We start from the raw sequence: 13,615 nt of genomic DNA on the forward strand, positions 1-13,615 counted from the left end.
ATCAGCGGGCGAACAGGTTGTTGATGTCGGCGAAAGCCTTCATTTCGACGGCGTTGCCGCTCGGGTCCTTGAAGAACATCGTCGCCTGTTCGCCCGGCTCGCCCTTGAAGCGGATATAGGGCTTGATGATGAACTCGACACCGGCGGCGGTGAGTTTATCGGCAGCGACCTGCCAGTCGTGCATCGGCAGAACGACGCCGAAGTGGCGCACCGGCACGCCGTGGCCATCGACCGCGTTGGCCGGTACCGCGCCTGCTTCGTCAGGCGCCAGGTGGGCGACGATCTGATGGCCATAGAAATTGAAGTCGATCCACTCTGACGAGCTGCGACCTTCGCTGCAACCGAGCAGGTTGCCGTAGAAGTCGCGGGCGGCGGCCAGGTCGTCAACTGGAAAGGCCAGGTGGAACGGGCATAGTGCGGTCATCGGGGTTCCCTCGTTGGTGAGTGGAATCATCCTATTCGGCGACAAGCCTCTTAAAAAACTATATGTTCTGATCATGAGCAAAACAGAATCTTATCAATCGACATGATCATCGAACTGCGCACGTTGATAGCGGTGGCTCGCTATGGCACTTTCAGCGCCGCTGGTGAGCGCATCGGCCTGACCCAGGCAGCCGTCAGCGGCCATATGCGCCGCCTGGAAGAAAGCCTGGGTTTCGCTCTGTTCGATCGCACCGGTCGTTCGGCCATATTGAATGCTGCAGGGCTGCGTACGTTGGCGCGTGCCGAGGTGCTGGTCGCCGGTTTCGATGCCCTGGGCGAGCCGACTCAGGACGAGGAATGGGCCAAACCGCTGGAGATCGGTGCGATCGCCTCGGTGCACGCGACCCTCCTCACGCGCGCGCTGGTGCCGTTCCGCCAGCGCTTTGCCAACTGTCGGGTGAATCTGTCGCCTGGCGTTTCCCTGCAGTTGATGGATCGAGTCGAAGCGGGAGAGCTCGACCTGGCCATCCTCATTCGTCCGGCGTTCGAGCCGCCCCGCGAGCTGGAGTGGGCGCCGCTGGCATGCGAGAACTACGTGCTGCTTGCCGCCAGCGGCGTGGTTGGCGATGACTGGCTGTCGGTCATTCGCGAGCAGCCCTTTATCCGCTATAGCCGCTCGTCCTTCGGTGGTCGCCAGGTGGAGCGCTTTTTACGCGACCACTCTTTAACGTTGCAGGAGTGGATCGAGGTCGACGATATCCAGGCGATGCTGTCGATGGTCGAGAGCGGTCTTGGCGTGGCCGTGGTGCCGTTGACGGAAACTATCCTGCCGCTGCCGGCCAGCGTTCGCGTCATCGCGCTCGGCCCGACGCCCATTCATCGGGAGATAGGTGCGCTGTATCCCAAGGTCAGTCACTCGGCGGCCGTGGCGGGTTTTATCGAATGCTTGCAGAGCGCCGGCGTGGCCCGATAGAGGGCTGATGCCTGCATTTTCATCTTTGCTTTGAAACTCCTAGCGGCTTTGCCTGCTTTCTTCATGCACAGGCATGCTGCAGACTGGCGTCCATTTCGCGTCATCCATCGATCAGGAGAGTGTTCATGAGCCCCGTTTCCTTCGCGCGTCAGCGTTACACCACCAAGGCTTACGATGCCAATCGCCAGGTGGATCAGGCGATCATCGACGACCTGCTGGAGTTGCTGCGCCTGTCGCCGTCTTCGGTCAATTCGCAGCCCTGGCACTTCGTCGTGGCGAGCACGGCCGAAGGCAAGGCGCGCCTGGCCAAGGGCGCTCAGGGCGGCTTCGCCTACAACCAGTCGAAGATCCTCAACGCCTCGCACGTGATCCTGATTTGCGCCCGCCGCGACCTCGATGATGCTTACCTGGCCGATGTGCTGCAGCAGGAGGCTGACGATGGCCGCTTCCGCGACGATGCAGCGCGTACGACTCAACACAATACCCGCAGCAGTTACGTCGAACTGCACCGTGGCCTTGGCGACATCCCGCACTGGGCAGAAAAGCAGGCTTATCTGGCGCTGGGCACCTTGCTCCTGGGGGCCGCTGCCAAAGGCGTGGACGCCACGCCGATGGAGGGCATCGACCGCGAGGCGCTGGATGAGGAGCTGGGGCTGGCCGCCCAGGGGTTGAGCAGCATGGTCGCGGTGGCGCTGGGGTATCACAGCGACAGCGATTTCAATGCGGAGCTACCGAAGTCGCGTCTGCCGGCCGAGCGGGTCTTCACTCACCTCTGAGCCTTTCGGCTGCGCCCCTCGTCACGGGGGCGCAATCGCCGCTCACTCTGGCAGCTTGGCGATCACCTTGATCTCGAAGTCGAAGCCGGCCAGCCAGGTCACGCCGACCGCGGTCACGTTCGAGTAGGGCGCCTCGCCCCAATAGTCGGCTACCACCTCCCAGATGGTTTCGAACTGCGCATGCGGGTCGAGCATGAATACGGTTGTGTCGACCACGTCATCGAAGCTGCAACCTGCTGCAGCGAGAATCGCATTGAGGTTGGCGAAGGCCAGGCGCACCTGCTCTTTCAGGTCGGGTTCGGGCGAGCCGTCCTTGCGGCTGCCGACCTGACCGGACACGAACAGAAAACCGTTGGAGCGAATCGCCGGCGAATAGCGATGCAGTTCATACAGGTCATGGCGGTCGGCCGGGAAAACCACATCACGTTTGCTGGTCATTGTTGCCTCCATCTGGGCCGCTACGGCCCGCTGTTAACGATGGAATCACTTTAAAAACACGGCCGGGCTGGATAAACGAGCAACTCTGGTCATGACTGTTTGTAGAATCCAAACAATCATGGGCTTAAGAGAGATGCATGATGGATCGTTTCGATGCGATGCAGGCCTTCGCTCGCGTGGTGGAAACCGGCAGTTTCACCAAGGCGGCAGCCACCCTGCACATGAGCAAGACCAGCGTGACCCAGCTCGTTCAGCAACTGGAGGCGCGGCTGCGGGTGCGCCTGCTCAACCGCACTACGCGCAAGGTCAACGTCACCGCTGACGGAGCCGCCTACTATGAACGTGTGGTGCGTCTGCTGGCCGATATCGACGATGCCGAGACCAGTCTGTCCAGCGCATCTATGGCGCCGCGCGGCCGTCTGCGCGTGGATGTGCCCAGCCCCTTCGCGCGCATGCTGCTGATCCCGGCCTTGCCGGCGTTCTATGCGCGCTATCCGGAAATCCAGCTGACCATGGGCGTAAGCGACCGGCTCATCGACATCATCGGTGAGAACGTCGACTGCGTGGTGCGTGGCGGCGAGATCACCGATCAGTCGCTGGTCGCGCGCCATGTCGGTGATCTGCAACTCGGTATCTACGCCACACCGGGCTATCTGCAGCGCGCAGGCACGCCGATGCATCCGCGCGAACTGGAGGCGGCTGGTCATCATACGGTGGGTTTTCTCTGGTCGCGCACCGGCAAGGCGTTGCCCTATGCGATGCAGCGGGGTGAAGAGCGCATCGAGGCCCATGGCCGCCCGTTGTTGACGGTCGACGATGGCAACGCCTATCTGGCTGCGGGGCTGGCGGGCCTGGGCATGCTCTGGCTACCGCATTACATGGCCAGGCCACACCTGGCCAGTGGTGAACTGGTGCGTCTGTTCGACGACTGGCAGATGAAACCGATGCCGATGTACCTGGCCTTCCCGCCGAACCGCCATGTCAGCGCCAAGCTGCGGGTATTCATCGATTGGGTGGTGGCGCTGATGGCCGAGCATGCGCCGGTGTTGGGAAGGCAGTGAGTCATCGTCCGGCGGCAGGACCTGCATCCGGCGCCGGCGCAGCTGGCACCAGAGTGGGCGTCGCGGATCTCGGCAGAAACCTGGCTGGTACACCGTTGATCCTGGGTTTCGATAATTGAGTTGACTAAAGAGAATGATCGTTCTACGTTATTGAGAACGATCATTCTCTATGGTTTGAATCATGCTCGAAGACGCCTCGATCCAGCAGCGCTTGCTGCGCGCCACTGAAAATCTGGTCTATGCCGGTGGTATCAATGCCACCGGTATGGACGCCATCGTCAAGGCTTCGGGGGTGGCGCGCAAAAGCATCTATCGCCTCTATCCGACCAAGGAGGCACTGGTTGCCGCCGCGCTGCGCGAGCGTGATGAGCGCTGGATGCAATGGTTCATCGCCGGCACTTCTGCGGGATCGCCGAGCGAGCGGCTACTGGCCGTGTTCCCCTTGCTGCGCAGCTGGTTCTCTGTGCCGGACTTCCACGGCTGCGCTTTCATCAATGCGGCCGGGGAGATCGGTGATCTCGAGAGTGAGATCCGCGCCGTTGCGCTTTTGCATAAACAGCGCCTGCTGGCCTATCTGAACGAACTGGCCACGGCTTGCGGTTTTGTCGATCCCGAGGAAATGGCCAGGCAGTTTCTCCTGCTGATCGATGGTGCGATCGCCGTCGCCATGGTTACCGGCCAGGCGGATGCCGCCGACAGTGCCGGCCGTACTGCGCAATTGCTTCTGCAATCCCTGTCGCCCAGTGATGGGCTCAACCCCCCGCAAGTCTGAGGTGTCTCATGTCGTCAACTACTGAAGTTCGTCCGCCGCTGCCGCCGTTCACTCGCGAGAGCGCCATCGAGAAAGTGCGCCTGGCCGAGGATGGCTGGAACAGTCGCGATGCCGCCAGGGTCGCCCTGGCTTACAGCCTCGACACGCGCTGGCGCAACCGCGCCGAGTTTGCCAATGGTCGCGATCAGGCACGTGCGTTCCTTGAGCGCAAGTGGGCCAAGGAGCTGGAGTATCGTCTGATCAAGGAGCTCTGGGCGTTCACCGATAACCGTATCGCCGTGCGTTACGCCTATGAGTGGCGCGACGACTCGGGCAACTGGTTTCGCTCCTACGGCAACGAGAACTGGGAGTTCGGCGCCGACGGTCTGATGATCAATCGCTATGCCTGCATCAACGACCTGCCGATTCATGAGTCCGAGCGCAAGTTCCGCTGGCCGTTGGGGCGCCGTCCTGACGATCATCCGGGGCTGTCCGAACTGGGCCTCTGATCCGGGCTATGTGGGCATGGGAGTTGCTGCTTTAATGCGTCAATCACACCGTGCTCCGAGACCCCTGAATGAATCGCAACGACCTGCGCCGCGTCGACCTGAATCTGCTGGTGATCTTCGAAACCCTGATGTTCGAGAGGAACCTGACCCGCGCTGCCGAGAAGCTGTTTCTCGGTCAGCCGGCGGTGAGTGCGGCGCTGGCCCGTTTGCGCGACCTGTTCGACGATCCGTTGCTGGTGCGCAACGGCCGTGGCTTCGAGCCGACGGCGCGAGCGCTGGCGATTCTCAGGGAGTTGCAGCCGGCGATGGACACCATCTCGGGTGCGGTCAGTCGTGCCCGCGAGTTCAACCCGGCGACCAACCGCGACACCTTCCGCATCGGTCTGTCCGATGATGCCGAGTTCGGCCTGTTCCCGGCCTTGCTCAAGCAGATTCGCGAAGAGGCGCCGGAGGTGGTGATCGTGGTGCGGCGGGTCAACTTCCTGTTGATGTCAGCCATGTTGGCCTCGGGGGAAATTTCCGTGGGCGTCAGTTACACCACCGAGCTACCGGCTAACGCCAAGCGCCGCAAGCTGCGTGAGATGAAGGTCAAGGTGTTGCGTGGCGATGACCGCCCTGGCGCGCTGACGCTGGACGAGTACTGTTCGCGTCCGCATGCGCTGGTGTCGTTCTCGGGGGATCTGTGCGGCAACATCGACAACGACCTGGCGCGACTGGATCGCTCGCGTCGCGTGGTGCTGGCGGTTCCGCAGTTCAGTGGCTTGCGCTCGATCATCGCCGGCACGGAAATGCTCGCCACGGTACCGGATTTCGCCGCCGCGGCATTGATCGACGGAACCCGTCTGCGCGCGGATGACCCGCCATTCGAGCTGGTCAATTCGGATCTGTCGATGGTCTGGAGCGGAGTGACCGATAACGATCCCGCCGAGCGTTGGCTCAGAAGCAAGATCGTCGAGTTCATGGGTGAGCCAGGCGCCTGAGCGGGGCTCAGTCGCGATAGAACACCTGGATCAGGTGATAGCCGAACTGGGTCTTCACCGGGCCGTGCACTTCACGCAGCGCCTTCTTGAAAATCACCTGATCCACTGCACGCACCATCTGCCCGGGCCGCACTTCACCGAGGTCGCCACCTTTCTTGCCGGAGGGGCAGGTGGAGTGCTTGCGTGCCAGCACATCGAAGGCTTCGCCGGCGGCAATGCGCTTCTTCAGCGCGGCGGCTTCCGCTTCGGTCTTGACCAGGATGTGGCGGGCCATTGCCTTAGCCATTGATGGGCTCCTCAATTCTGTCAGGGCGCTATTGTGCCAGTATTCATTGCGCCAGCAGAATGGCGTCAATTTTGTGGGTTGTGCGTTGTCCGCGGCGCGGACGAATCATGGCCTATGGTATTTCAATCGCGCTCACGGAAACGCCGCCATGGATCTCCAAGCAATGCTGAAAATCCTGTCCACCCAGGATGGCTCCGATCTCTATCTGTCTACCGGCGCGCCGCCCTGCGCGAAGTTCAATGGCGTGCTCAAGGCGCTGAGCCAGGAGCCGATGAAGGCGGGCGATGTGGCAGCGATTGCCGAGTCGATCATGGACAGCGCCCAGCGTGAGGAATTCGAGCGCGAACTGGAGATGAACCTGGCGATATCGCTGGCCGGCGTGGGGCGCTTTCGCATCAACATCTTCAAGCAGCGCAACGAGGTGTCCATCGTTGCGCGCAACATCAAGCTGGATATTCCGCGCTTCGAAGACCTCAAGCTACCCGAAGTGCTGCTCGGCACGGTGATGGAAAAGCGCGGCCTGGTGTTGTTCGTGGGCGGCACCGGCTCAGGCAAGTCGACCTCCCTGGCGGCGTTGATCGACTACCGCAACCGCAACAGCGGCGGCCATATCATCACCATCGAAGACCCGGTGGAATACGTGCACCGGCACAAGAAATCGATCATCAACCAGCGGGAGGTGGGCGTGGACACCCGCAGCTTCCATGCCGCGCTGAAGAACACCCTGCGCCAGGCGCCGGATGTGATCCTGATCGGCGAGATCCGCGACCGCGAAACCATGGAGCATGCCTTGGCCTTCGCCGATACCGGGCACCTGGCGATCTCCACGCTGCACGCCAACAACGCCAACCAGGCGCTTGATCGCATCATCAACTTCTTCCCCGAGGATCGCCGCCCGCAGTTGCTCAACGACCTGGGCAACAACCTCAAGGCATTCGTCTCGCAGCGCCTGGTCAAGACCGTCGATGGCAAGCGCCGCGCGGCAGTGGAAGTGATGCTGGGTACGCCGACGGTGCGTGATCTGATCAAGCGCAACGAATTTTCCGAACTCAAGGAAATCATGGAGAAATCCAGGAACCTCGGCATGCAGACCTTCGACCAGGCCTTGATCGATCTGGTGCATGAAGGGGCAATCGACGAGGACGAAGCGGTGAAGAACGCCGACTCGGCGAACAACGTGCGCCTGAAGCTCAAGCTCCACCGCGACAACCCGGCCAATGCCCGGCCTGCGCCCGCCGCAGCACCGGTGGCGGCACCCGTTGCGCCACCGAAAGCTGCCTCGGCAGGCGACTGGGGGCTGGAACTGAAGCTTGAGGACATCGAAGAGGAGCTGCCGCCAGAGGATCCGGGGCGGCAGGGGATTTAAGGATCGGGCAGCAGCGGCAGATAGGCCTGACGCAGACGCTGGCTGACACCGTCCTGTTCCAGCTCACTGATGGCGGTGCGCAGTTGTTCGACCAATTGCGCATCGCAGTCCTTCGAGCAGCCCAGATACAGGCCAGTACTGGCCAGGGTCGGGCTTCTGCGCAGATCCTGCTCGCGATAGGCTGAGCTTTCCCATATGTACAGTGCCTCCGGCACCCCGGTGAACCAGGCGTCGATACGTCTAAGGCTGAGCAGATGGGCCGGATTTTCGCCCAGTTTGAGTTGCACGATCTGCTCGTCGCTGAAACCTTGGCGCTGCAGGATGCCCACCTGCGCCGTGCCCATGCCGACACCTATGCGGCGATAACGCTCTCGGGCCTGGGCGAAGTTCTCGACGGGTTCGTCCAGGCTGAAAAAGGCGCGCTCAAGCTCCATGATCGAGGCAATCCAGGTATACAGCTCCTCGCGCTCGGGCGTTCGAGACAGGGGTATGATCAGCATGTTCCTGCCCCTGGACACGTTGATCTGGGCGCGTGGCCAGGGCTCGGCGACGATGTGGGTGAGTTTGCCGATCCTTGCCAATGCAGCCAGCACCACGTCACCCGCCATGCCATGGCCGTTTTCATAGTCATGCAGCGTCAGCGGCGGCGCGTCCGGCATGTACAGCTTGATGGGATCGTGGGCGGATGCGGTTCCAGCTAGCATCCACGCCAGCAGCAGGCAGAAAAACATATGCACGACGAACATCCTGTTGTCATTGTTGCTTCAGTATAGGAGGCGTTTGCGGCCAGCTGCACCGGCCGATCCTGAGCCGGCTACTCGTGCCGAATGCTGCGATTCCTGCCTTGGGCTTTGGCTGTGTAAAGAGCTTTGTCCGCTACCGTCAGCAGACGCTCCAGGTAGCGTTCGCAGGGTTTCAGGCCGGCGATGCCGATGCTTACCGTGACCGCTTCGTTGGCGACCTCAAGCGCCTTGATCTGATCATGCACGCGCTCGGCGATATCGCCGGCTTCATCGAGATCGGCGTTGGGCAGCCATATCGCGAACTCTTCGCCGCCGTAGCGCACCACGCTATCACCACTGCGCACGCTGGCCAGAAGCCGCTGCGCCATATCCACCAGAACTCGATCGCCCTCGGCGTGGCCGAAGCGATCGTTGATCTGTTTGAAGTGGTCGATATCGATCAACAAAAGGCTGCCGCAGGCCAGGTCGCTGACGCTGCCGAGCCACTGCTCGACGTGCACTGACAGGGCCCTGCGATTGCTCAACGCAGTCAGTGGGTCGGTATGGCTCAGTTGTGCAAGTTGCTCGGCTTCGCTCTGAATTTCAACGGCGTAGTTGGCCAACTGGGCGTAGGCGCTCTGCAGCGCCAGGTTGGCCTTGGCCAGTTGGGCTGCGCTTTCCTGCGCCTGTTCGCGAGCCTTGAGCAGCTCTGCTTCGAAACGCTGGCGGTCCTGGGCAACGAAGAACAGCCAGATGACCTCTGGCGCGCCATCGACTTCGCTGATGCGCGCGTTGGCCATGACGGGTATTGCCTGGCCGCCTTCTGATTGCAGTTGCAGGTAAAGCTCACTGAACTCACCGTTGCGCAGCAGCAAGGGCCAGGCGTGGGTTTGCAGGAAGATGCGGCTGGCTGGCGGAAAGAACTGATCCATGCCTTCGGCCGCGCCGGCACCTGCCAGGCGCTTGAAATCGCAATTGCAATGCTTGACTCGGCCGTTGCAGTCAGTGACCAGCACCGGACCGGGTAGGCGATCAAGATAGAGCACGTGTTCGTGCTCCCTGCAGGTAGCGATGCATGGCGGCGCTCACCAGTTCAGGATGGCTCATGTGCGCGCAATGGCCGCTGACGTCCAGCGTTTCCAGAGCGCTGCCGATGAGGGCGCTATGCAGATAGTCGGCAACTGGCGTGGGAACCAGTGCATCACGCTGGTGGTGCAGGATCAGGCAGGGCGACAGGCACACCTGCAGGGCTGGGCGGATATCGGAGAAGAAGGTGGCCTGAGCGAAGGCATGAGCCATGATTGGGTCGGTCGAGCAGAAACTGTCGGAGAGCTGCTGGGTGACGGCGGGAGCCTCGTCGGCCGATACCAATGGTGCGAACTGCTGGGCCCAGCCCAGATAGTTATGGGCCATCAGTTCCAGTAGTCCCTCTAGGTCACTGCGCTCGAATCCTCCGTGATAGTCGGGCGGATCGTTGAGAAAGCAGGGGGACGGACCGAGAAGAATCAGCCGGGAGAACAGCTCGGGGCGCCTGATGGCAGCGAGAATGCCGACGCTGCAACTGATCGAGTGGCCAACGAAGGTCAGATCACCCGAGAGTTCGAGGGCGTCGCACACTTCCAGAAGGTCCTCTACGTAACCCTCCAGTTGGGCATAGCGGGCAGGGTGGAAGGCGTTGGCATCGGAGCGGCCGCTGCCGACATAGTCAAACAGCACCTGGTGCCAGTGCTGGCTGAAGGCTGGCGTGACCTTGCTCCACATATCCTGATTGCAACCGAAGCCGTGGCCGTAGATGAGCGTTGGGGCATTGGCCGTTTCCGCTTTCAAGCGTTGAACGTTGTTGCGCTGGATGATGTTCATGCCGCCACCTTGCCATGTGCCGAGTCGACATAGGCCAGGACTCAGCTGCTGTGAAGACGAAAAAATGGCGTCAGTATAGTGATTTTTTCTGGCTGGTGGCTTTTTGCTACAGGTCGTCGGTCAGCCCTGGCACGTTGCGGTAAAGCTCAAGCGCCTGCGGGTTGGCCAGGGCATCGGTGTTCTTCACCGGGCGGCCGTGAACGACGTTGCGCACCGCGAGTTCGACGATCTTGCCGCTGAGGGTACGTGGAATATCGGCGACCTGGAGGATCTTCGCCGGCACGTGGCGTGGCGTGGTGTTGGCGCGAATCACTCGGCGAATTTCTTCGCGCAGGGTGTCGTCCAGTGTCACGCCATCACGCAGGCGTAGGAACAGCACCACGCGCACGTCGCCCTGCCAGTCCTGGCCAATGACAATGGACTCCAGCACCTGCGGCACCTTTTCCACCTGGCGATAGATCTCAGCGGTGCCGATGCGCACGCCGCCCGGGTTGAGCACGGCATCGGAGCGGCCATGAATGACCAGGCCGCCCTGGGCGGTTTGCTCGGCATAGTCGCCGTGGGCCCAGACGCCGGGGAAGGTAGAGAAATAGGCAGCGTGAAATTTCTCGCCATCCGCGTCGTTCCAGAAACCTACAGGCATCGAGGGAAAGTGTCGGGTGCAGACCAGCTCGCCTTTTTCTCCGGTCACCGCTTGGCCACTGTCGTTCCACACCTGCACGTCCATCCCCAGGCCCTTGCACTGCAGTTCGCCGCGCCAGACTGGCAGGGTCGGGTTGCCCAGGGCGAAGCAGGAGACGATGTCGGTACCGCCGGAGATCGATGACAGGCACAGGTCACGTTTCACGTCGCGGTAGACGTATTCGAAGCTTTCGTGAAGCAGCGGCGAGCCGGTGGAGAGTATCGCCTTGAGGTGCGTCAGCTTATGGCTTTCACGAGGTTTGACGCCGGCTTTCTCCAGTGCGGCGATGAACTTGGCGCTGGTGCCGAAGATGGAGATGACCTCCGTGTCGATCAGATCGATCAGGCGCGTCGGTTCGGGGTGAAAGGGCGAGCCGTCGTAGAGCACCAGGGTGACGCCCAGGGCCAGGCCGGACACCAGCCAGTTCCACATCATCCAGCCGCAGGTGGTGTAGTAGAAGAGACAGTCATCGGCTGTCAGGTCGGTGTGCAGGCCCTGCTCCTTGATGTGTTGCAGCAGGGTGCCGCCGACGCCGTGGACGATGCACTTGGGCACGCCGGTGGTGCCGCTGGAGTAGAGGATGTACAGCGGTTGGTCGAAGGGCACCGGGGTGAACTGCGGCGCGCCGCCGGGTTGGTAGAAATCCTGCCACAGGCAGATCGCTGCGACGGATTTGCAATCCGTGGCACGGGCGTCGAGCTTGGCGTAAGGCACCAGCACCAGATGCTGCAAGGAAGGCAACTGTTCGAGGATTTCATTGAGCTTGTCGGTCAGGTCCAGATTCTTCCCTGCATAGCGATAACCGGCGGCGGCGATCAGCACCTTGGGTTCGATCTGGCCGAAGCGGTCGATCACCCCCTGGGTGCCAAAATCCGGCGAGCAACTCGACCAGGTGGCGCCGAGGCTGGCGGTGGCGAGCATGCCCACCACGGTCTGCCAGGTGTTGGGCATGAAGGCCGCCACGCGATCACCGATGCCCACGCCCGCGTTGTGCAGGGCGCGTTGCAGGCCGGCGACATGGGCAGCCAGTTGCGCATGGCTGAGCTGTTCGCGGGTGCCATCCTCGGCGATGGCCACCAGTGCCGGATGACCGTCACGGCGGCGCAGCAGGTGTTCGGCGAAATTCAGGGTGGCGCCGGGAAACCACTGCGCATCCGGCATTGCCGGGCCTTCGCGCAGGACGCATTCGGCGGGGCTGTGGAAGCGAATGTCGAAGAAGTCGGCGACAGCCTGCCAGAAGGCTTCGCGCTGCTCGACGCTCCAGGCATGCAGGGCAGGGTAGTCGGCCAGTTGCAGGGCGTGGCGGTCGTTGACGAAGCAGCGGAAGGCATCCATGCGGGTGCCAGCGATGCGCTCGGCGGAGGGCGTCCAGAGAGGCTGCTGCATGGCCAGTCCTCGTCATTGCTTGTTCGTAAGCTTCAGGTTAGTACGCCTGAGCAATCAGGCCTTTAACCTGAGCGACCTTCGCGGCTATCGCACCGACCTTTACATATGTTCGGAAGCAAACGACAGGTCGATACGGTACACCTGCCTGTTGGAGCGGCTTTAGCCGCGATAATCGCGGATGAATCCGCTCCTGCGCATATGCGGGCTGTTGTTCAGTGCGTAGGGTGGATCATGCTTCACCGATCCACCACAACGGTGGATGATAGAAACATCCTCCGGCCTGCCAGGCCTAGCGGCTCAGAAATGCCCGCGTCACCCGCGAGCCATTGGCCTTGCCCAGTACCTCGCAAATGCGTTGACCAGCGGCGATCAGTTTGTCCATGTCCACACCTGTCTCGATGCCCAGGCCCTGCATCAGGTAGAGCACGTCCTCGGTGGCGACGTTACCGGTGGCGCCCTTGGCATAGGGGCAGCCACCCAGGCCGGCGACAGAGCTGTCGAACACACTGATGCCTTCGAGCAGGCTGGCATAGATGTTGGCCAGGGCCTGGCCATAGGTGTCGTGGAAATGCCCGGCGAGCCTGTCGCGCGGGATGTCGCGGCCAACCACCTCGATCAGCGCGCGCGTCTTGCCGGCGGTGCCGGTGCCGATGGTGTCGCCCAGCGATACTTCGTAGCAGCCCATGGCGTAAAGCTCGCGGGCGACACTGGCGACCTGATCCGGCGCGATTTCGCCCTCGTAGGGGCAGCCCAGTACGCAGGAGACGTAGCCGCGCACGCGCACGTTCGCCGCCTTGGCCGCCTCCATCAGCGGCACGAAGCGTTGCAGGCTTTCGGCGATGGAGCAGTTGATGTTTTTCTGTGAGAAGGCCTCGCTGGCGGCGGCGAACACCGCCACTTCCTCGACCTTGGTTTCGAGCGCAGCTTCGAGTCCTCTCATGTTCGGCGTGAGCGCTGCATAGGTGACGCCGGGTTTACGCAGGATGCTGGCGAACACCTCGGCGGAGCCGGCCATCTGCGGCACCCATTTGGGCGAGACGAAGCTACCTACCTCGATATAGCTCAGGCCGGCTGCTGTCAGATCGTCCACCAGGCGCACCTTGTCGGCCACGTTGATCGGCTGTTTCTCGTTCTGCAGGCCATCGCGCGGGCCGACTTCGACCAGGCGCACGGATTCAGGCAGGTTCATAGGCTGTCCTCGTTTTCATCGTAGGGTGCGCCGTGCGCACCACTCGCGGCAAGATGGTCGAACTGCTGCGTAGGGCGGACATCGCTTTTCATGTCCGCCTTGCTGTGGGCTAATGACCTCACGGTGGATCGATGAAGCGCGATCCACCCTACAGCGCTGCTACGTGGGGTGGACATCGCCTTTCATGTCCACCTTGCTGTGGGCTAATGACCT

At 62.0% G+C, this 13,615-nt stretch carries 15 protein-coding genes; 7 read left to right on the top strand and 8 right to left on the bottom strand.

The window, feature by feature from the left end:
• Window position 1: 1 nt before the first annotated feature.
• Window positions 2–424, bottom strand: coding sequence for a VOC family protein (locus H3221_RS18820; protein ID WP_059392517.1), 423 nt, complete (start codon window positions 422–424; stop codon window positions 2–4).
• Between the two features lie 102 nt (window positions 425–526).
• Between H3221_RS18820 and H3221_RS18825 the strand changes: the two genes are divergently transcribed.
• Together H3221_RS18825 and nfsB are read left to right on the top strand one after the other, a co-directional pair.
• Window positions 527–1,396, top strand: coding sequence for a LysR family transcriptional regulator (locus tag H3221_RS18825; protein ID WP_196474907.1), 870 nt, complete (start codon window positions 527–529; stop codon window positions 1,394–1,396).
• Between the two features lie 125 nt (window positions 1,397–1,521).
• Window positions 1,522–2,172: an oxygen-insensitive NAD(P)H nitroreductase gene (gene nfsB, locus H3221_RS18830; protein ID WP_196474906.1), complete on the top strand. Its 651-nt coding sequence runs from the start codon at window positions 1,522–1,524 to the stop codon at window positions 2,170–2,172.
• A gap of 42 nt (window positions 2,173–2,214) precedes the next feature.
• Here the strand turns inward: nfsB and H3221_RS18835 are convergent, their stop codons facing one another.
• Window positions 2,215–2,610, bottom strand: a complete 396-nt coding sequence (locus tag H3221_RS18835) for a RidA family protein (protein WP_075748042.1) — start codon at window positions 2,608–2,610, stop codon at window positions 2,215–2,217.
• 140 nt (window positions 2,611–2,750) lie between these two features.
• On the opposite strand from H3221_RS18835, the gene H3221_RS18840 reads away from it, so the two are divergent.
• The 4 genes from H3221_RS18840 to H3221_RS18855 all read left to right on the top strand — a co-directional run bounded on the left by H3221_RS18840 (window position 2,751) and on the right by H3221_RS18855 (window position 5,911).
• Window positions 2,751–3,671: a LysR family transcriptional regulator gene (locus H3221_RS18840; RefSeq protein WP_196474927.1), complete on the top strand. Its 921-nt coding sequence runs from the start codon at window positions 2,751–2,753 to the stop codon at window positions 3,669–3,671.
• A 181-nt stretch (window positions 3,672–3,852) separates the two neighbouring features.
• Window positions 3,853–4,443, top strand: a complete 591-nt coding sequence (locus H3221_RS18845; RefSeq protein ID WP_196474905.1) for a TetR/AcrR family transcriptional regulator — start codon at window positions 3,853–3,855, stop codon at window positions 4,441–4,443.
• Window positions 4,444–4,451: 8 nt separating this feature from the next.
• The gene (locus H3221_RS18850) at window positions 4,452–4,931 is read left to right on the top strand and encodes a nuclear transport factor 2 family protein (protein ID WP_196474904.1); all 480 of its coding nucleotides are present in this window, start codon (window positions 4,452–4,454) and stop codon (window positions 4,929–4,931) included.
• 68 nt (window positions 4,932–4,999) lie between these two features.
• Window positions 5,000–5,911 (top strand): LysR family transcriptional regulator, encoded by a 912-nt coding sequence (locus H3221_RS18855; RefSeq protein WP_196474903.1) that lies wholly within the window; start codon window positions 5,000–5,002, stop codon window positions 5,909–5,911.
• A 7-nt stretch (window positions 5,912–5,918) separates the two neighbouring features.
• On the opposite strand, the gene H3221_RS18860 is transcribed toward H3221_RS18855, so the two are convergent.
• Complete coding sequence (locus H3221_RS18860; protein WP_017362973.1) at window positions 5,919–6,197, bottom strand: peptidylprolyl isomerase; 279 nt, start codon at window positions 6,195–6,197, stop codon at window positions 5,919–5,921.
• A gap of 148 nt (window positions 6,198–6,345) precedes the next feature.
• Between H3221_RS18860 and H3221_RS18865 the strand changes: the two genes are divergently transcribed.
• The gene (locus tag H3221_RS18865; protein ID WP_196474902.1) at window positions 6,346–7,563 is read left to right on the top strand and encodes a PilT/PilU family type 4a pilus ATPase; all 1,218 of its coding nucleotides are present in this window, start codon (window positions 6,346–6,348) and stop codon (window positions 7,561–7,563) included.
• Here the strand turns inward: H3221_RS18865 and H3221_RS18870 are convergent.
• The 5 genes from H3221_RS18870 to H3221_RS18890 all read right to left on the bottom strand — a co-directional run bounded on the left by H3221_RS18870 (window position 7,560) and on the right by H3221_RS18890 (window position 13,402).
• Entirely contained in the window at window positions 7,560–8,309 is a 750-nt protein-coding gene (locus tag H3221_RS18870) for a substrate-binding periplasmic protein (RefSeq protein ID WP_196474901.1), read from the bottom strand. The two genes, H3221_RS18865 and H3221_RS18870, sit on opposite strands and share 4 nt — an antisense overlap.
• A gap of 68 nt (window positions 8,310–8,377) precedes the next feature.
• Window positions 8,378–9,331, bottom strand: a complete 954-nt coding sequence (locus H3221_RS18875) for a GGDEF domain-containing protein (RefSeq protein WP_196474900.1) — start codon at window positions 9,329–9,331, stop codon at window positions 8,378–8,380.
• On the bottom strand, window positions 9,318–10,145 hold the full coding sequence (locus H3221_RS18880) for an alpha/beta fold hydrolase (protein ID WP_196474899.1): 828 nt from the start codon (window positions 10,143–10,145) through the stop codon (window positions 9,318–9,320). The genes H3221_RS18875 and H3221_RS18880 overlap by 14 nt, the downstream gene beginning before the upstream one ends.
• Before the next feature lie 106 nt (window positions 10,146–10,251).
• Complete coding sequence (locus H3221_RS18885; protein ID WP_196474898.1) at window positions 10,252–12,213, bottom strand: acetoacetate--CoA ligase; 1,962 nt, start codon at window positions 12,211–12,213, stop codon at window positions 10,252–10,254.
• A gap of 289 nt (window positions 12,214–12,502) precedes the next feature.
• Window positions 12,503–13,402: a hydroxymethylglutaryl-CoA lyase gene (locus H3221_RS18890; RefSeq protein WP_196474897.1), complete on the bottom strand. Its 900-nt coding sequence runs from the start codon at window positions 13,400–13,402 to the stop codon at window positions 12,503–12,505.
• Between the last annotated feature and the right edge of the window lie 213 nt (window positions 13,403–13,615).

The organism is Pseudomonas chaetocerotis, assembly GCF_015712105.2.
Classification (GTDB): Bacteria; Pseudomonadota; Gammaproteobacteria; order Pseudomonadales; family Pseudomonadaceae; genus Aquipseudomonas; species Aquipseudomonas chaetocerotis.

Excerpts from the sequence above, each read along its gene's own strand:
- H3221_RS18850 (WP_196474904.1), top strand. The coding sequence starts at position 4,452 with ATGTCGTCAACTACTGAAGTTCGTCCGCCGCTGCCGCCGTTCACTCGC.
- H3221_RS18820 (WP_059392517.1), bottom strand. The coding sequence starts at position 424 with ATGACCGCACTATGCCCGTTCCACCTGGCCTTTCCAGTTGACGACCTG.
- H3221_RS18870 (WP_196474901.1), bottom strand. The coding sequence starts at position 8,309 with ATGTTCGTCGTGCATATGTTTTTCTGCCTGCTGCTGGCGTGGATGCTA.
- H3221_RS18845 (WP_196474905.1), top strand. The coding sequence starts at position 3,853 with ATGCTCGAAGACGCCTCGATCCAGCAGCGCTTGCTGCGCGCCACTGAA.
- nfsB (WP_196474906.1), top strand. The coding sequence starts at position 1,522 with ATGAGCCCCGTTTCCTTCGCGCGTCAGCGTTACACCACCAAGGCTTAC.
- H3221_RS18860 (WP_017362973.1), bottom strand. The coding sequence starts at position 6,197 with ATGGCTAAGGCAATGGCCCGCCACATCCTGGTCAAGACCGAAGCGGAA.
- H3221_RS18885 (WP_196474898.1), bottom strand. The coding sequence starts at position 12,213 with ATGCAGCAGCCTCTCTGGACGCCCTCCGCCGAGCGCATCGCTGGCACC.
- H3221_RS18855 (WP_196474903.1), top strand. The coding sequence starts at position 5,000 with ATGAATCGCAACGACCTGCGCCGCGTCGACCTGAATCTGCTGGTGATC.
- H3221_RS18835 (WP_075748042.1), bottom strand. The coding sequence starts at position 2,610 with ATGACCAGCAAACGTGATGTGGTTTTCCCGGCCGACCGCCATGACCTG.
- H3221_RS18880 (WP_196474899.1), bottom strand. The coding sequence starts at position 10,145 with ATGAACATCATCCAGCGCAACAACGTTCAACGCTTGAAAGCGGAAACG.
- H3221_RS18840 (WP_196474927.1), top strand. The coding sequence starts at position 2,751 with ATGGATCGTTTCGATGCGATGCAGGCCTTCGCTCGCGTGGTGGAAACC.
- H3221_RS18890 (WP_196474897.1), bottom strand. The coding sequence starts at position 13,402 with ATGAACCTGCCTGAATCCGTGCGCCTGGTCGAAGTCGGCCCGCGCGAT.
- H3221_RS18825 (WP_196474907.1), top strand. The coding sequence starts at position 527 with ATGATCATCGAACTGCGCACGTTGATAGCGGTGGCTCGCTATGGCACT.
- H3221_RS18865 (WP_196474902.1), top strand. The coding sequence starts at position 6,346 with ATGGATCTCCAAGCAATGCTGAAAATCCTGTCCACCCAGGATGGCTCC.